The organism is Aromatoleum buckelii, assembly GCF_012910785.2.
In the GTDB taxonomy this organism is placed as follows: domain Bacteria; phylum Pseudomonadota; class Gammaproteobacteria; order Burkholderiales; family Rhodocyclaceae; genus Aromatoleum; species Aromatoleum buckelii.
Genome location: NZ_WTVH02000010.1, coordinates 1,761,019 through 1,775,357, shown reverse-complemented (window position 1 = coordinate 1,775,357; position 14,339 = coordinate 1,761,019). Strand labels below are relative to the sequence as shown.

Annotated in this window: 13 protein-coding genes and 1 pseudogene; 9 read left to right on the top strand and 5 right to left on the bottom strand. The window is 59.2% G+C overall.

What is annotated here, in order from left to right; genetic code table 11:
* Positions 1 to 63 precede the first annotated feature (63 nt).
* The 4 genes from GO608_RS19045 to GO608_RS19030 are packed head-to-tail and all read right to left on the bottom strand — an operon-like array spanning position 64 to position 3,135.
* Positions 64 to 612, bottom strand: a complete 549-nt coding sequence (locus GO608_RS19045; protein ID WP_169198950.1) for an NUDIX hydrolase — start codon at positions 610 to 612, stop codon at positions 64 to 66.
* Positions 609 to 1,181, bottom strand: coding sequence for a CTP-dependent riboflavin kinase (locus GO608_RS19040; protein WP_247003327.1), 573 nt, complete (start codon positions 1,179 to 1,181; stop codon positions 609 to 611). Before GO608_RS19040 ends, GO608_RS19045 begins: the two co-directional genes overlap by 4 nt.
* Before the next feature lie 5 nt (positions 1,182 to 1,186).
* Entirely contained in the window at positions 1,187 to 1,771 is a 585-nt protein-coding gene (locus GO608_RS19035; RefSeq protein WP_169198951.1) for a UbiX family flavin prenyltransferase, read from the bottom strand.
* Between the two features lie 14 nt (positions 1,772 to 1,785).
* Positions 1,786 to 3,135 (bottom strand): UbiD family decarboxylase, encoded by a 1,350-nt coding sequence (locus GO608_RS19030; protein WP_169198952.1) that lies wholly within the window; start codon positions 3,133 to 3,135, stop codon positions 1,786 to 1,788.
* Between the two features lie 395 nt (positions 3,136 to 3,530).
* Between GO608_RS19030 and GO608_RS19025 the strand changes: the two genes are divergently transcribed.
* The 4 genes from GO608_RS19025 to hcrB all read left to right on the top strand — a co-directional run bounded on the left by GO608_RS19025 (position 3,531) and on the right by hcrB (position 7,643).
* On the top strand, positions 3,531 to 3,674 hold the full coding sequence (locus GO608_RS19025) for a hypothetical protein (RefSeq protein WP_169198953.1): 144 nt from the start codon (positions 3,531 to 3,533) through the stop codon (positions 3,672 to 3,674).
* 205 nt (positions 3,675 to 3,879) lie between these two features.
* On the top strand, positions 3,880 to 4,350 hold the full coding sequence (hcrC, locus tag GO608_RS19020) for a 4-hydroxybenzoyl-CoA reductase subunit gamma (RefSeq protein ID WP_169198954.1): 471 nt from the start codon (positions 3,880 to 3,882) through the stop codon (positions 4,348 to 4,350).
* Positions 4,347 to 6,644, top strand: a complete 2,298-nt coding sequence (gene hcrA / locus GO608_RS19015; protein WP_169198955.1) for a 4-hydroxybenzoyl-CoA reductase subunit alpha — start codon at positions 4,347 to 4,349, stop codon at positions 6,642 to 6,644. Before hcrC ends, hcrA begins: the two co-directional genes overlap by 4 nt.
* Before the next feature lie 3 nt (positions 6,645 to 6,647).
* On the top strand, positions 6,648 to 7,643 hold the full coding sequence (gene hcrB, locus GO608_RS19010; protein ID WP_169198956.1) for a 4-hydroxybenzoyl-CoA reductase subunit beta: 996 nt from the start codon (positions 6,648 to 6,650) through the stop codon (positions 7,641 to 7,643).
* A gap of 120 nt (positions 7,644 to 7,763) precedes the next feature.
* On the opposite strand, the gene GO608_RS19005 is transcribed toward hcrB, so the two are convergent.
* A complete protein-coding gene (locus GO608_RS19005) occupies positions 7,764 to 8,084 on the bottom strand; it encodes a hypothetical protein (protein ID WP_169198957.1) in 321 nt (106 codons plus the stop codon).
* Positions 8,085 to 8,538: 454 nt separating this feature from the next.
* Here GO608_RS19005 and GO608_RS19000 point away from each other — a divergent pair.
* The 5 genes and pseudogenes from GO608_RS19000 to GO608_RS18985 form a co-directional block, all read left to right on the top strand.
* A pseudogene (locus GO608_RS19000) lies at positions 8,539 to 9,660 on the top strand (sigma 54-interacting transcriptional regulator); the annotation flags it as partial.
* A 57-nt stretch (positions 9,661 to 9,717) separates the two neighbouring features.
* Positions 9,718 to 10,215, top strand: a complete 498-nt coding sequence (locus GO608_RS19745) for an AAA-type ATPase lid domain-containing protein (RefSeq protein ID WP_486187843.1) — start codon at positions 9,718 to 9,720, stop codon at positions 10,213 to 10,215.
* 99 nt (positions 10,216 to 10,314) lie between these two features.
* The gene (locus GO608_RS18995; protein WP_169198958.1) at positions 10,315 to 10,473 is read left to right on the top strand and encodes a hypothetical protein; all 159 of its coding nucleotides are present in this window, start codon (positions 10,315 to 10,317) and stop codon (positions 10,471 to 10,473) included.
* A gap of 814 nt (positions 10,474 to 11,287) precedes the next feature.
* Positions 11,288 to 11,605: a hypothetical protein gene (locus GO608_RS18990; protein WP_169198989.1), complete on the top strand. Its 318-nt coding sequence runs from the start codon at positions 11,288 to 11,290 to the stop codon at positions 11,603 to 11,605.
* An 878-nt stretch (positions 11,606 to 12,483) separates the two neighbouring features.
* Positions 12,484 to 14,328: a PEP-utilizing enzyme gene (locus GO608_RS18985; RefSeq protein ID WP_343316874.1), complete on the top strand. Its 1,845-nt coding sequence runs from the start codon at positions 12,484 to 12,486 to the stop codon at positions 14,326 to 14,328.
* Positions 14,329 to 14,339 lie beyond the last annotated feature (11 nt).

Here is a 14,339-nt window from a genome sequence, read left to right as displayed (position 1 = left end):
AGGGGGTGACGGATGAGGGCTGCAGCGCCTAAGCTGGTGGGCCTGCGATGAGAGCGTTTTTGACTATCTCCCAGTCATCGTTCTGGTACTGGGACGGCGCCCCCACTGCCACGGGGTCGTTACGTCGCGGATGACGGCGAAGAACCAGTGGTCGAGCGGCTCGCCACCCGTGGGCGGGCGCTGCATTGGCAACTGGCCCGGCGCGACCAAACACAGTTCGCCGGCGTCGTCGCCAGGAGCCGGCTCGCCGCCGGTCGAGTGGGCGCGGTAGGCGAGGATCATCGCCCGCACGCCGGCCTGCGAATACACCCCGAGCAGCCCATCGACCGCGACTTCGAGCGCGGTTTCCTCGCGCGCCTCGCGCACCACCGCGTCCTCGAGCGACTCGCCGAGTTCGACGTAGCCGCCCGGCGGCGCCCAGTAGCCGGCGAGGGGGGCCAGCTTGCGGCGGATCAGAACCAGGCGCTCGGCATGTTCGATGATCGCGAGCACAACCGGCGCCGGCTTGTGGAACGCGACATAGTCACAGGCGGGACAGCTTTCACGGTCCCGGCCATGCACCGGGGCGATGACGAGCGGCGTGCTGCATTGCGGACAGAACTGCAGGGTCATGACCGTTCTCCTCGTGTGAGCCACGCGATTTCACGCTGCGGCGCTGTGCGGGCGTCCAGGCCGGCGCCGATTCGCAGCGCGGCGCCCTGCGGGCCGATATCGATCTGCAACGCGACGCTGTCGCCGTTCGCGACGGCGAGTACCCGGCGCACCGGCACCGGCGCGACGATCTCGAACTTGTCGGCCGGATAGTCGTGCACATACGGCAGCACGAGTGCCCCGGTGATCCGCCCGGCGACCCGCACCGGGAAGCATTTCGCGGCGCAGAAGCCCGCCGCCGGCGTGATCGCGATGCCGGTCGCCGCAGCCAACTTCTTGCGCGCGGCGTGCCAGCGTTCTCCGCCGACGTCCAGGTTGAACGTCCCCGGGTGCGGCACGAAGCCGAGCTTGCGGCGGAATTCGTCGGCGACCCAGTCGAGCGACGTGAAGAAACTGCCTTCGCCTAGGCCGGAGGCGACGACGCCTCCAAGTTCGATTCTCGTGTCGGTTCGGTGCATCGTCGTCGTCCTGTCGTGAAGCGCGCTGATCCGGATCAGGCGGCCGGCTCGCGTGGCGGTGGCGATGATCATGGCCGTCACCGCGACTTCGCGAGTTCGCGTTCTTCGTTGCCGGTCCAGCGACTGAACAGATCGGCGTCGATGTCGAACTGGTCGAGCACTTTCGTCACCGACTGGTTGATGATCTCGTCGATCGTCTTCGGGCGGTGATAGAAGGCCGGTAGCGGCGGCACCAGCACTGCGCCGGTCTCGGTGACTTGTGTCATCAGCCGCAGGTGGCCGAGGTGCAGCGGCGTCTCGCGCAGCATCAGCACGAGGCGGCGGCGCTCCTTCAGCGTCACGTCGGCGGCGCGGATCAAGAGGTTCGTGTTGAACGAGTTAGCGACCGCCGACAGCGTCTTGATCGAGCACGGCGCGATGATCATGCCGGCATGCTTGAACGACCCGCTCGCGATCGACGCGCCGACGTCGTTGTTGTCGTGGACGCAGGCGGCGAGGCGCTTGACGTCGTTGATCGAGTAATCGGTCTCGTAGACGATCGTGCGCTTGGCCGAATCCGACATCACGAGATCGGCTTCGATGCCGATCTTCTTCAGCACCGCGAGGATGCGGATGCCGTAGATCGCGCCGCTGGCGCCGGAAATGCCGACGACAATTCTCATTTTGCGTTTCTCCGTTAGCGCAGGATTTCTGCGATAAGCTGTCGCGCGCGGGCCTGCGCCGCCGCCGGCAGCGTGACCTTGTCGAATTGCGGCCCCGGCCCGCGGGTCGCGACGAAGCCCGCCTTGGAGCCGGCGCTGCTGCCGGCCGAGCTCGGGTCGATGACGTAACCTTCGGCGCCACCGATGATCACGGTGTCGCGCTCGGGTAGGTAGCGTGTCGCTATCGCCCAAGCGACTTCGCGCGGGTCGCGGATATCGATGTCGTCGTCGACAACGGTGACAGTCTTCAGCCGCCGGTCGAGGTTCAGCGCGAGCATCACGAGCCGCCGCACTTCGTGGCGCGGGCAGGCTTTTACCGCGACCACCGCCGAGAACCCCGCCGTGCCGCCGGTCATCTCCAGATCGACGACGCCGGCGACCATGTCCTGCAGCTGGCCGAGGAGTTCCGTGCCGGCTGCAAGCGACAGCAGCATGTCGACGTCGGCCGACCACGGGCACAGGCCGGGGTAGATGAAGTTGTCGCGGTGCGTGACGGCCGTGACTTCGATGACCGGGCTGAGGTTCGAGAAGTAGTAGCCGGTGTTCTCGCCGAACGGACCTTCGGTTTCGCGCACGCCCGGCAGCACGCGGCCCTCGATGACGATCTCGGCGCGGGCCGGGACTTCGACATCCACCGTTAGCGCGCGCGCGAGCTCGACTGGGGCGCCCCGTAGCCCGCCTGCGACGGCCATCTTGTCCGGGCCCTGGGGGCCGCTGCGCACCACCGACGCCAACAGTGTTGCCGGCTCCAGCCCGAGCGCGATCGCGACGTCGAGCGGCCGCCCGGCGGCTTCCGAATTCGCGTGGAACTGCGACAGCGGCGGGTTCGCGAGCAGGATTCCGAGCCGCCCGCCGCCCTTGACCATCATGCGGTGGATGCCCATGCCGCGCCGCCCGGTCGCGGGGTCGGTGCACAGCACCATGCCGATCGTGATGAACGGCGCAGCATCCTTCTCGTGATGGGTCAGGATCGGCAGCAGCGACAGCAGATCGTCGGGTGCGCGATGCACGACTTCCTGCGCCGGGGCGGCCCCTTGCGCGGCGACCGGGGCGATCACGTGCGCCTTGTTGTCGAGATACGTCTGCGCGAGCCGTTCTTCGCTCGTGCCGAAGGCTTTTGCCATGCGGCGGCGGCTCGCGATCAGGTTGCCGGCGACGCGTGCGCCGGGGTAGCCGGTGACCTTGTCGAACATCACCGCCGGCGCTTCCGCCGGCAACCCGCGCAGTACTGCGGCCATCTCGAAGCGCGGGTCGAACGTCTCGCCCACGTGCTTGAGGTCGTCGCCGAGGTCGGCGAGAAAGCCGCGCAAATCGGAATACGCCATCGTCTTGGAAGTCCCAGTGTGGTTTGACTGCCGGCCGCGAGGAGTCTCGACAGCCCCGCCCGAAAGAAACGGGTAATCCTTAATCTACTTGTATTCCATGAACGGCCCTGGCTTCGCCGCGCTCGCAGATGCGCGCATACTCGCGGTGGCCTCGTGGTTCCAGTTCACTTCGTGCTCCATCACGCACCTTGTCCAGTCAGTCCTTTTTGCACTTCTGAAACAGGTACACCAGGGTTTTAGACTTGTCGTGTGTTTCTCGTCTCGCCGCTCAGTTCAGTCGGCCTTGCCTTGTGGTTTCTCCGATCCTCCCGGCGCAATTACCGGGCACGACAACAAGGGGAATAGCGAGAGGCGTGCCAGAGACTTTCGAAAGCACGAAAAACAAGCAATAAAGCATGCAAGCCATTGAGTCCTTGGACAACCCGCCCGTATATGCTTCTTCTTTGTCTGCCGAGGCGCGTAAATTCGGAAGCATGAAACTAGATCATTTGATTCACCCGACCGCCCTTCAGGCGGGCGGTGAAGCATTTGCTCTGTGACCTGAAGTTGGGTACTCGTCCAACCGTTCCCCCTTGGCGAGGTTGGATGAGCGAGCTTGGTGCCCAGATATGAGCACGCACACATTGACATGGACAAACCGACTGCCTAGTATTTGTGCGGGAGCATGCGAAGGAGGCCGCGTTCGTCCGCAACGGGATGGTCCGATTCGACATGAAACGAACTTATAGCTGGGAGGGAAGAACGTTGAAGACCATCTTGTCCCTGACTTTAAACCGCCGTGTCCGGGATGATCTCGTTCCGGACAACATGTTGCTAGTGGACTATCTACGCGAGGTCGCGGGTCTGACAGGCACGAAGAAAGGTTGCGACGGAGGCGAATGCGGTGCCTGTACCGTACTCGTGGACAACCGACCCCGCCTGGCTTGCGTAACGCTTGCGCACCAGGTTGCTGGCCGCCACGTCGAAACCATAGAGGGACTTGCCAATAACGGCGGGATGAGTCGCCTACAAAAGGCCTTTCATGAAAAGCTGGGCACGCAGTGCGGCTTTTGCACTCCTGGCATGATCATGGCTGCAGAAGCGCTGCTGCGCAGCAATCCGGATCCCTCTCGCGAGGAGATCAAGGCCGCCTTGGCGGGAAATCTCTGCCGCTGCACTGGCTACGTGAAAATCATCGAGTCGGTTGAGGATGCTTCGCGGGAGTTGGCGCAATGACAGCGCATGTGCCCAAGAACGGGAAGATTGGCATCCCGACGCCACTGATCGATGGTATCGAAAAGGTGACGGGAAAGGCCAAATACGTTGCCGATTTGCCGGCTGCCGGCGCGTTAGTCGGAAGAATCTTGCGAAGCCCGGTAGCGCACGGCCGAATTATATCAATTGATGTTGCTGCGGCGGCTGCCCTGGACGGCGTTATCGCCATTGCGACGGGCGAGGACTGTCCAGTCCCCTCTGGCGTTTTGCCGATCTGCGAGGATGAATATCCTCTTGCCCGGGAAAAGGTCCGCTATCGCGGCGAACCCGTGGCGGCAGTGGCGGCGATCGACGAGGAGACGGCCGAGCGGGCCTTGAGGCTGATTCACATCGAGTACGAAATACTGCCGGCATACTTTGATGCGCGCAAAGCGATGATGCCTGGCGCCGTGGCGATTCATGACTACAAGCCGAACAATGTGCTCCGCGAGTGTCACAGCGAATTCGGCGATACGGCCGCAGGGTTCTCGAGGGCAGACCTGGTCCGCGAGAAGACATTTCGGTTCGCCGAGATCCATCACGCTCAAATCGAGCCGAATGTGACGCTTGCAGAGTACGACGCGGTGCGAGATGCACTCACGCTCTACGCTGCAACACAAACGCCTTATTACCTGCATCTCGCAGTCGCGCAATGCTTGCAGATCGATACCTCGCGCGTGCGTGTAGTAAAGCCGTTCTTGGGCGGTGGCTTCGGGGCGCGCACGGAAGCTTTGCCCCACGATCTCATTGCCGCCCTATTGGCGCGCAAAGCGAAACACAGCGTGCGGCTTTGCCAAACGCGCGAGGAAACATTTATCTCGCACCGCGGACGCCCGGAAACCGAAATTACGTTGAAGCTTGGCATGACTCGCGAGGGAAAACTGACGGCCTGCCACGCCGAGGTGATTATGCGGGGCGGCGCCTACGCCAGCTACGGCATCATTACCATTCTCTACACGGGCGCGTTATTGCACGGTATCTATCATATTCCGGCTATCAAGCACGATGGTTGGCGCGTATTCACCAATACTGCCCCGTCCGGTCCCCAGCGGGGACACGGCACGGTAGATCCTCGCGCCGCATTTGAAGCCCTGATGAATGAGATGGCGGCGGAACTGAGACTGGACGAATTCGAAGTCCGACGGGCGAATCTGCTCTCGGCCCCGTGCACTACGATGTACGCCCAGAAAGTTCTGAGTTACGGCTTGCCCGAGTGCCTGGATAAGGTGATGAAGGCTTCGGGATGGGCAGAACGGCGTGGCCGCATGCCCAAGGGACGGGGACTGGGTTTAGGCTGCTCGCATTTCGTCTCAGGCACCTCCACCCCCAAGCATTGGACCGGTGAACCGCATGCCACAGTCAATCTCAAGCTCGATTTCGATGGCGGGATCACTATCCTTACCGGCGCTGCCGACTGCGGCCAAGGTTCCAATACGATGGTGGCCCAGGTGGTGGGCGAGGTGCTGGGAATCGAGGAGAAGCGGATGCGCGTTGTTTCCGCCGACAGCGCATTGACGCCGAAGGATAACGGCAGCTACTCCTCGCGGGTTACATTCATGGTCGGCAATGCCGCTTTGCAGGCGGCTCAACTGTTGAAGAAAATGCTGGTGGAGGCGGCTGCGAAGAAACTGGAGGCGCCTGTCGAGGAATTCGAACTGAGCCATGAATGCTTGTGGCTGCCGGACGGGCGCAGTATGCCGTTCAACGAAGCGGTACAGCTGGCCCTGGTGGATACCGGAACGATCACCGTTCGGGGCACTTTTACTTGCCCGCCCGAATTCAGGGGGGACAAGAATATCAGGGGGAGCGCCATCGGCGCCAGCATGGGTTTCTCGTATGCGGCGCAGGTGGTGGAGGCCTCTGTGGACGAGATCACCGGGAAGGTCACCCCGCACAAGGTGTGGGTAGCGGTCGACGTCGGGCGGGCTTTGAATCCGCTTGCCGTCGAGGGGCAGATTCAAGGCGGGGTCTGGATGGGGATGGGGCAGGCGATGACCGAGGAGACTGCGTACGACGAAGGTCGGATGCTGCACGCAAACCTTCTCGAGTATCGCGTGCCGACAATGCTCGACAGCCCCGATATAGAGGTATTCATCGTGGAGAGCATCGATCCGAACGGTCCGTTCGGCGCCAAGGAGGCGAGCGAATGCATGCTCGCAGGATTCCTTCCAGCGCTGATGAGCGCTGTCCACGAAGCGGTTGGCGTCCGTCCCGATGAACTTCCTCTTACCCCCGACCGCCTGGTGCAGTTGCTTGCCGCTCGAACTGGAGCCTGAAACATGGAATTGATGCCTTCGTTTCGCTTCCATCGGCCCACCTCGCTCGCCGAGGCCGTTGGCGCACTGACCCTCGACCCACACGCACGTCTAATGGCCGGGGGCACCGATTTGCTTCCCAATCTCAGGCGTTTTCTGGCTCGTCCAGGCCTCCTAGTCGATCTGACCGCTGTGGAGGGATTCGGCTCGATTCAGAAGATGGCGGATGGTGGTATGCGTATAGGCGCAGGACTTACCTTGGATGCGTTGATTGAGAACGATTATGTGGCCGCCGATTGGCCGGTGCTGCGGGAGGCTGCTCTGACCGTCGCCGGCCCGACGCATCGGGTTGCGGCCACGGTTGGAGGAAACCTGTGCCAGGACACGCGGTGCATGTTTTTCAATCAAAGCGAATGGTGGCGTGCGAGCAATGGCTACTGCCTCAAACATGATGGCGATCGTTGCCACGTGGTGGTAAAAAGCGATCGCTGTTTCGCAACATACCGCGGCGACCTCGCGCCTGCGCTGATGGTGCTCGACGCCGAGGCCGAGGTTATCGGGCCAGAAGGTGTGCGCAGATTGAAGGTCGCGGAGTTGTTCTGCGACAGCGGTGCAAATCATCTCAATCTGCATGCCGGGGAAATACTGGTCGCGGTAATCGTGCCCGCAGCCGAAGGCTGGTGCGCGGGCTACGACAAGGTTCGTGTACGCGCCGCCATAGATTTTCCCATTGCTGGCGTGGCGGCGGCTATTTGCCGCCGCGGATCAAGATTGTGTGCACTTCGCGTCGCCATAACCGGATGCAATTCGGCTCCGGTTCAGATTTCCACCGCCGAGTTCGATAAAACCGACTGGGATACTGCAACGGCGGAGGCTGTGGCGACAGCGGTGCGCAAATCGGCGGAATTCCGCCGAACGTCGAATGTTAGCGCAAAGTATCGTCGCCACGTCCTTCACGCTATTACGGTACGGCTAGTTGAGCGTTTATGGATGCAGGGGAGCTCGTTGACTGTACGCTAGCGGATTGTGCAAACTTGAGCCGCTGCTCAGTCGGGCGAGTGGCTGGTTTATTTTTCATCGCGACTCGCTCCCGGGAATTGGACTATCTGTGCATTTCAGGTTGCTAAAGAGGGGGCGGATTCAGTGTTCGCGCAGGTGGGAGAGGAAATCTTCAACGTTGCCGCCCTTTTCGGTCACGAGCGCGTTGGAATGAATGCGCCGCGTGCCCGGGCGAGCGTCGATTGCGCGGTACCGTCGCCCGATCCGCGCCGACGCGGCAACGATCCCTTCCAGCACAGGACGGAAGGCGCCCGTGAAGGTTCGCAGATCGACAATGCGGAATACCAAGTTAAAGGTATGCTGCGCCGAGATGCCGCCTTCGAGCTTCAGAAGACGTTGAGCCAGGCCGTCTCCTTGTGCTCTGCCATAAATGTCGTTTTTCCGAAGCGTTTCATGGCACATTACACCTCCGGCCGTGATCCCCAGGACCTGCTGAAGTTCATGGCGAGGTGCGTAGCCCGCTCTGGGAGGGTCTTCGTTTTTGAGTAAGACAACTGTCAAACTCATCGGCGAACGCGGCTCCATCCTCGTTGTCAAATTTAAAATATAAAGGCGTTTTGGGCGAAGACCACGGGGGCGCTGCAAATACTTTAGCGAGCTTTGCGTCGAGTGAATACTAGGACAGTCTAGATAATTAAATGTGGGCAGTCCGCGGCCTCTGCCCGCCGTGAGAACGGTGCCTGTATGCTATTTTCTCGGGCTCCAAATAAGGCTATAGGTACGTCGAGTCTACAGAGCAAGACAACTCAGGGATCCAGTGACGAAAGAAGATCCCGCGCTATTTGGGCGCTTTAGTCTGTTGAAGGACGGAGGCGCACGAGGAGGAGGGCATTTGAAAGCAACCTCGTTAATCCCAATGAGGGACGATCTGCGTTCTAGGTTTAGGTTTTGTGAAGAGACGGGCGAGATCTGGCTTGATGAGCACCGAATGCTGTTGGTGCATGCCGCGGTTCAGGGGGCTCTGCGCAAAGATTTGATCGATACGCTCGGTGTGGGACGTGCACGCGGGCTCCTGACCCGTATGGGGTACGCGGCGGGGGCACGGGATGCGGAGTCGGTCAAGACAAAGCGGAAGCACCTCGGCGACGTCGACGCTTTCATGACGGGGCCGAAGCTCCACACGCTCGAGGGCATCGGTGTGGTTCGTCCAATCGCGCTGGAAATCGACGTCGCCAAGGGCAAGTTCGCCGGCGAATTCGTCTGGGAAAATTCATGGGAAGGGCAGACTCACCGTCACGAGTTCGGCATCCAAGATTCGCCTGCGTGCTGGACGCAGTTAGGGTATGCCTGCGGCTATACGAGCACCTATATGGGACGCTTCATACTCTACAAAGAGGTCGAATGCGTCGCCTGCGGCGCCCCCCACTGTAGAGTGGTCGGCAAGCCAGTCGAAGAGTGGGATAATTCGGAAGAGGACCTGCGCTACTTCCAGCCTGATTCGGTGGTCCACGAGTTGCTTGACCTGCGATCCCAGGTGGAGGACCTGAGATCGCAGATCAGCAAGGACCGAATCCCTAATGACATGGTCGGCAGGTCGAGTGGCTTCTTGGCCGCTTACGATCTGGTCCGAACAGCAGCAAAGTGCAATATTGCGGTTCTGCTGTTAGGTGAAACAGGTGTCGGTAAAGAGATGTTCGCGCGGTGCTTGCATAAATTGAGTTCGCGCTCCGATGGACCTTTTGTCGCTGTCAACTGTGCGGCTATACCCCATGATCTGATCGAATCGGAGCTGTTTGGGGTGGAGAAAGGAGCCTACACCGGGGCAAACCAATCACGGCCCGGACGGTTCGAACGGGCAAATGGGGGAGTCCTTTTTCTCGACGAGTTGGGTGACTTGTGTGCCTCGGCTCAGGCAAAACTTCTGCGAGTATTGCAGGAGGGGGAGGTTGAACGGCTGGGTGACGATCGGCCCCGCAAGGTGGATGTCCGGCTAGTGGCTGCAACGAATGTTAATCTGAAATTAGCGGTGAAAGAAGGTCGTTTTCGCGTAGACCTGTATTACCGTCTTAGCGCATTCCCTGTTCTCATACCGCCGTTGCGAGAGCGCCAAACCGACATCCCGATACTTGTGGAGCGTTTTATAGAGAAAACGTCCCTAATTCTCGGAAAACGGGTAAAAGGCGTTACGGACAAGGCGATGGCTGCGCTTCAGAATTACGCTTGGCCGGGGAATATTCGCGAGATGGAAAACATGATCGAGCGGGGCATTCTGTTGGCGCCAGTAGACGGGTACATCGAAGTCGAGCACCTGTTCGCCCTGATCGACGAGGATGAGTTGTCCTCCATCAGTTCGCGCGGAGAACCTTGCTTCCCCGCGGTATCGGAGAGAGACGCCGATGATATCTACATGTCGGTGTTGGCAAGTGGAATCGGCTTGGATGAGCTTGAGGAACGACTGATTGATATTGCACTGAGAGAGGCCGGCGGGATTGTTGCACAGGCTGCGCGCATTCTGAAGCTCACGCGGCCTCAATTGGTATATCGGCTAAAGCGGCGAAATGCTGAGGCAGGATTGGAAGATGCGATTGAATAGGCTGCACGTATTGTCTGCTCGCGGCCTCAATTGGAGTCGCATAGCTCACGCCATGAGTTGTGGTAGACCGGGCTTCTCAACTTCGTGAAGGCACGCCGAGTGGCGCAGAGCATGAGCCGGAGCGGCGACGGTCAGGACAGCGCGGTGGTCGAGAGCGTCTTTCAGCTGCTCAAGCGCGAGGGGATCAAGCGAAAGGCTCCTTCGGTCCGGGCGCGGCGCGACCGGATGCGTTCGATCGATTACAGCGATCTTTTCTAAGCCCCCCGGCGACGTTACGGTTTCAGCAATCAGCCGTGGCAAAGGCGGTTCGACCGGCAGAATCGCTTGAAGGGCGGCGCGATCTAGAAGGCGCGGGTCGATTTAGGCCCGCCGCCGACACCGACCGCATCGTGCGAAAACCCCGCTCTACGTCAATATGACGGTCTCGGCCCGTAATTCGGCATCTAATGCCGACACCTTCTTTTCATCTGCTTGCCACAGACTCGCGGCTCGCGGCTCGCCGCACGCCTGAACGACCGCCTGCCTGAACTGCGCGCTGTGCTGCCGCTTCTGGCGTTGCGGTTTTGCAAATCTCCATGATGGTGTCAACGATCGTTGATGGTGGACACCATCCTCCTCACTCAATCGCGGTGTTCCATCACAGACGACTTCGCCGGGTGCTTACTGACGATCATCCATCGTGACACCCCAAAGTGGATCAAATGGTTGATTCACCGGTGGCACGCCAACCAAGTAAACCAAATCATCCATTATCTCGCCGCTATTTTCTTGACTGAGTGGCGAATAAGTTGGGATGCCGCTATTGTCAGGTCCGGTCAAACAATAAAAAACCGGGGTTGTCGTAACCTTTCGCTGCTTTTTTGCTGAATGTTCTTTCTGGCACGCCGCTCGCTAGTAGTTCGTTACGTTGAGTCCTCCCATGTGAGAACGGCCAACAGGCGAAGGAGGCGAGACGCTGGGTAGGCATGTCTCCACCAGCGAATTGCCTCCCCCGAACAGCATTAGGGAAAACTTAACTAGTGCCAGTGGCAATTGCATAACCGTGCTTGGGGGTGAGCAAGTGGATCAGGTCATGACGGAGCGGGCTCTGGAGCGCGAAAATGTGCGCTTCCTCGGAACTGGGGGCATCAGTGCGGAGAATCGTTGCAGGGGTTTTCGCCCGGCATTCCGGGATGCGCAGACCAACATCGTTTACCCCTCCTGTTTTGCGGACGGGCGGCGGGCTCCCTGTCACCTCCTGGACGGTCTGCCCGACGAAGTCGTCGTGGCGCGAGATGCCGCGGGGCGGGTGGCCGCTGTGAAGGCCAGTGTCACGTCGGGTTTCGTGTGCGACGGACGCTTCTATACCCGCGAAGAGGCAGCGCAGCAACTCAGGCAGGAATCTGCATGAGCCGGATGCGTGTGATACCGGTGGAACATCCGACCGTCGATCGTGCGCGATGCACTACCGCAGCTCTTCGAAGCAGAGCCCGAGATGGAGGTGGTGGGAGAGGCGCCGAAGACGTGCAGCACTGCGCACGTGGATGGATCGGCCAGATCTGGGGGAAGGCTTATGGCGGCGCGTTCGCCGCGCGCGCGAATTGTACGTCGTGATGGACGAGATGATTTCCGCTGCTGGGCGATGTGGTCGCGGCCAGATGCAAGAACGCGGGCGGCAAATTCGGTCGCTCGTCAGACTCGATCTTGCGTAAGGGCGGCTGCCTCGTGCGACAGTCCTCGCTCCAATATCAATTGGACCGGGTCGGTCGGAAATTGCGGCGTGTAATGACGCCCTCTTCTCTTCATCTGCTTGGCGCTTCTTCCGATTGACGACAGTCGTCCGTCGTGACGCTCCGCGGTGGACCAAATGGTTGATTCACCAGTAGCACGCTACTCAAGTGAACCAAATCATCCATTATCTCGCCCTTAATTTTTTACGACCGACTGCCGCCGAATTTCGGTACTTGTTAATGTCAGGACCAGTTAAACAGGAAACCCACGGTGTTATTGAGACATGTCGCCCCCTTCTTCCTGTTTTTATCTTCTGGCACGCATCTCGCTAATAGTGCTTCACGTTAAGTCCTCCTCTGTGGTTTTCAGGCGCGGGGACGAGGCGAACTTGCAGGCGAGCATCAAGGAGAAGGGGGCGAAACAATGGGCAGCAAAGTGTCCGCTCAAGAGAGGGGCTCCCCGGAGTCGGCCTCCGTTGAAACGAAGTTGTTCAGCAGTGCATTAGTGCAAGTACGAGCATCATAAGAAGACGTTGTAAGACTATCCAGAAAAGGAGGAATGATGGCGATACCAGCTAAGTTTCAGAGTCCTCACGCGGTCGGGACGATTCCGGGGACTGAAGGATGGGAACGGATGTATCCCGACTACTATCAATTTACGACCGATGATCCGACTCGCCGCGACTACGAGGATGGGATGTTCTGGTTCTACGACGGGCTGCATTATCCAGAACCCGTGTACCCGTTTGATCTGATTACTGACGAGGGGTGGTATCTAGCTTTATCTCAGTACAATACCCGTATCTTCTCATTGCCTCCTGTTTACGGTGTCGATCACAGAATCATCAATGGTTACGTTTACATCTCACCAGTGTCGGTGAAAAACCTAGAAGAAGTTCAGGAACGCGCGAAACACTTTATGGAGCGGGCCGGTTATTACTATGACAATTGGTCCGAGCTGCAACCGCAGTGGGTGGCCAAAATGGAGAACCTCATCGCCAGACTCGAGGCGGTGAAGGTCCCGAAGCTTCCGGCGCTGGAGGATATCTCGATAGTGAAGTCTGCGATCGGTGAATCAACGGGTTACCGACTGCTCCAAGCCTATGACGAAATAATCGATCTCTGCATTCGTTCGTGGCAGTACCATTTCGAGTTTTTGAATTTGGGATACGCAGCATATGTGACCTTTCTCGACTTCTGCCAAAAGCTATTCCCCACTATTCCAATGCAGAGCGTGTCGCAGATGGTCTCTGGGCTTGATTCCATCATGTATCGACCCGACGAAGAATTAAAAAAACTCGCGCGGAAAGCGATCGATCTCGAGGTACACAGTTCGCTTCGGGCGAGCATTGATTTCGATACTGTAAAATCGGATCTAGAGAAATCTAGCAACGGCAGAAAATGGCTCGAAGAGCTGGAGACGGCTCGTCATCCGTGGTTCAATATCACGACTGGCAATGGTTTGCGCCACCAGGATCGATCCTGGAATGACAACTTGAACGTACCTCTTGCAGGGATCGTCACCTACGTCAATAAACTTTTGCAGGGCGAGTCGATTGAGCGGCCGCACGAGGCTATCCGTGCGGAACGCGACCGAGTGACCGAGGAATATCGCAGTCTAATCGAGACTGACACGGACCGCGAAACGTTTGATCGCCTGCTCGATACGGCAAAAATGGTTTTCCCATATGTGGAAGATCATCAGTTCTACGTCGAAAACTGGTTCCACTCGGTATTCTGGAACAAGATTCGGGACGTGGCAGCTGTATTGCAAGAACATGGCATGATCTATGTGGGAGAAGATATTTGGTATCTGAAGCGGGGTGAGGTCAAGGATGCGATCTGGGACCTCGTTACCGCTTGGGCAACAGGCACGCGGCCTCGCGGTTGCTTCACGCTGCCCAAGGAAATCGAGTGGCGCAAGAGCGTCCGGAACAAATTTCTGGAATGGAGTCCACCGGCGGCCGTTGGCAAGGCACCCGAAGTGATCCAGGAGCCATTCACGATCATGCTTTGGGGCGTGACCAGTGAGTCGCTCTCAGACTGGTCGAAGATCCAGGGCACCGAGGATCTGGACAGTATTACGGAAATCAAAGGATTCGCAGGCAGCCCGGGAATTGTGGAGGGGCGCGTCAGAGTATGCCGCAATGTAGAAGAGGTCAATGAGTTGCAGGACGGGGAGATCCTCGTCGCGCCAACTACCTCGCCCTCCTGGGCACCTGTTTTTACCAAAATCAAGGCATGCGTGACGGACGTCGGGGGCGTGATGTGCCATGCCGCAATTGTGTGTCGTGAATATGGTATGCCCGCCGTGGTTGGAACGGGTCTAGGTACCAAAATTCTAAAAAACGGCATGCATATCAAGGTAAACGGCAGCACTGGTGAAATCAGTATCGTCCGATAGCTTGCCCGGAT

Bases quoted from the DNA above. Each gene is read 5' to 3' on its own strand.
- GO608_RS19045 (WP_169198950.1), bottom strand. From the start codon at position 612: ATGACCCTGCAGTTCTGTCCGCAATGCAGCACGCCGCTCGTCATCGCC.
- GO608_RS19040 (WP_247003327.1), bottom strand. From the start codon at position 1,181: ATGATCATCGCCACCGCCACGCGAGCCGGCCGCCTGATCCGGATCAGC.
- GO608_RS19035 (WP_169198951.1), bottom strand. From the start codon at position 1,771: ATGAGAATTGTCGTCGGCATTTCCGGCGCCAGCGGCGCGATCTACGGC.
- GO608_RS19030 (WP_169198952.1), bottom strand. From the start codon at position 3,135: ATGGCGTATTCCGATTTGCGCGGCTTTCTCGCCGACCTCGGCGACGAC.
- GO608_RS19025 (WP_169198953.1), top strand. From the start codon at position 3,531: ATGCAAGCCATTGAGTCCTTGGACAACCCGCCCGTATATGCTTCTTCT.
- hcrA (WP_169198955.1), top strand. From the start codon at position 4,347: ATGACAGCGCATGTGCCCAAGAACGGGAAGATTGGCATCCCGACGCCA.
- hcrB (WP_169198956.1), top strand. From the start codon at position 6,648: ATGGAATTGATGCCTTCGTTTCGCTTCCATCGGCCCACCTCGCTCGCC.
- GO608_RS19005 (WP_169198957.1), bottom strand. From the start codon at position 8,084: ATGTGCCATGAAACGCTTCGGAAAAACGACATTTATGGCAGAGCACAA.
- GO608_RS18990 (WP_169198989.1), top strand. From the start codon at position 11,288: ATGACGGAGCGGGCTCTGGAGCGCGAAAATGTGCGCTTCCTCGGAACT.
- GO608_RS18985 (WP_343316874.1), top strand. From the start codon at position 12,484: ATGATGGCGATACCAGCTAAGTTTCAGAGTCCTCACGCGGTCGGGACG.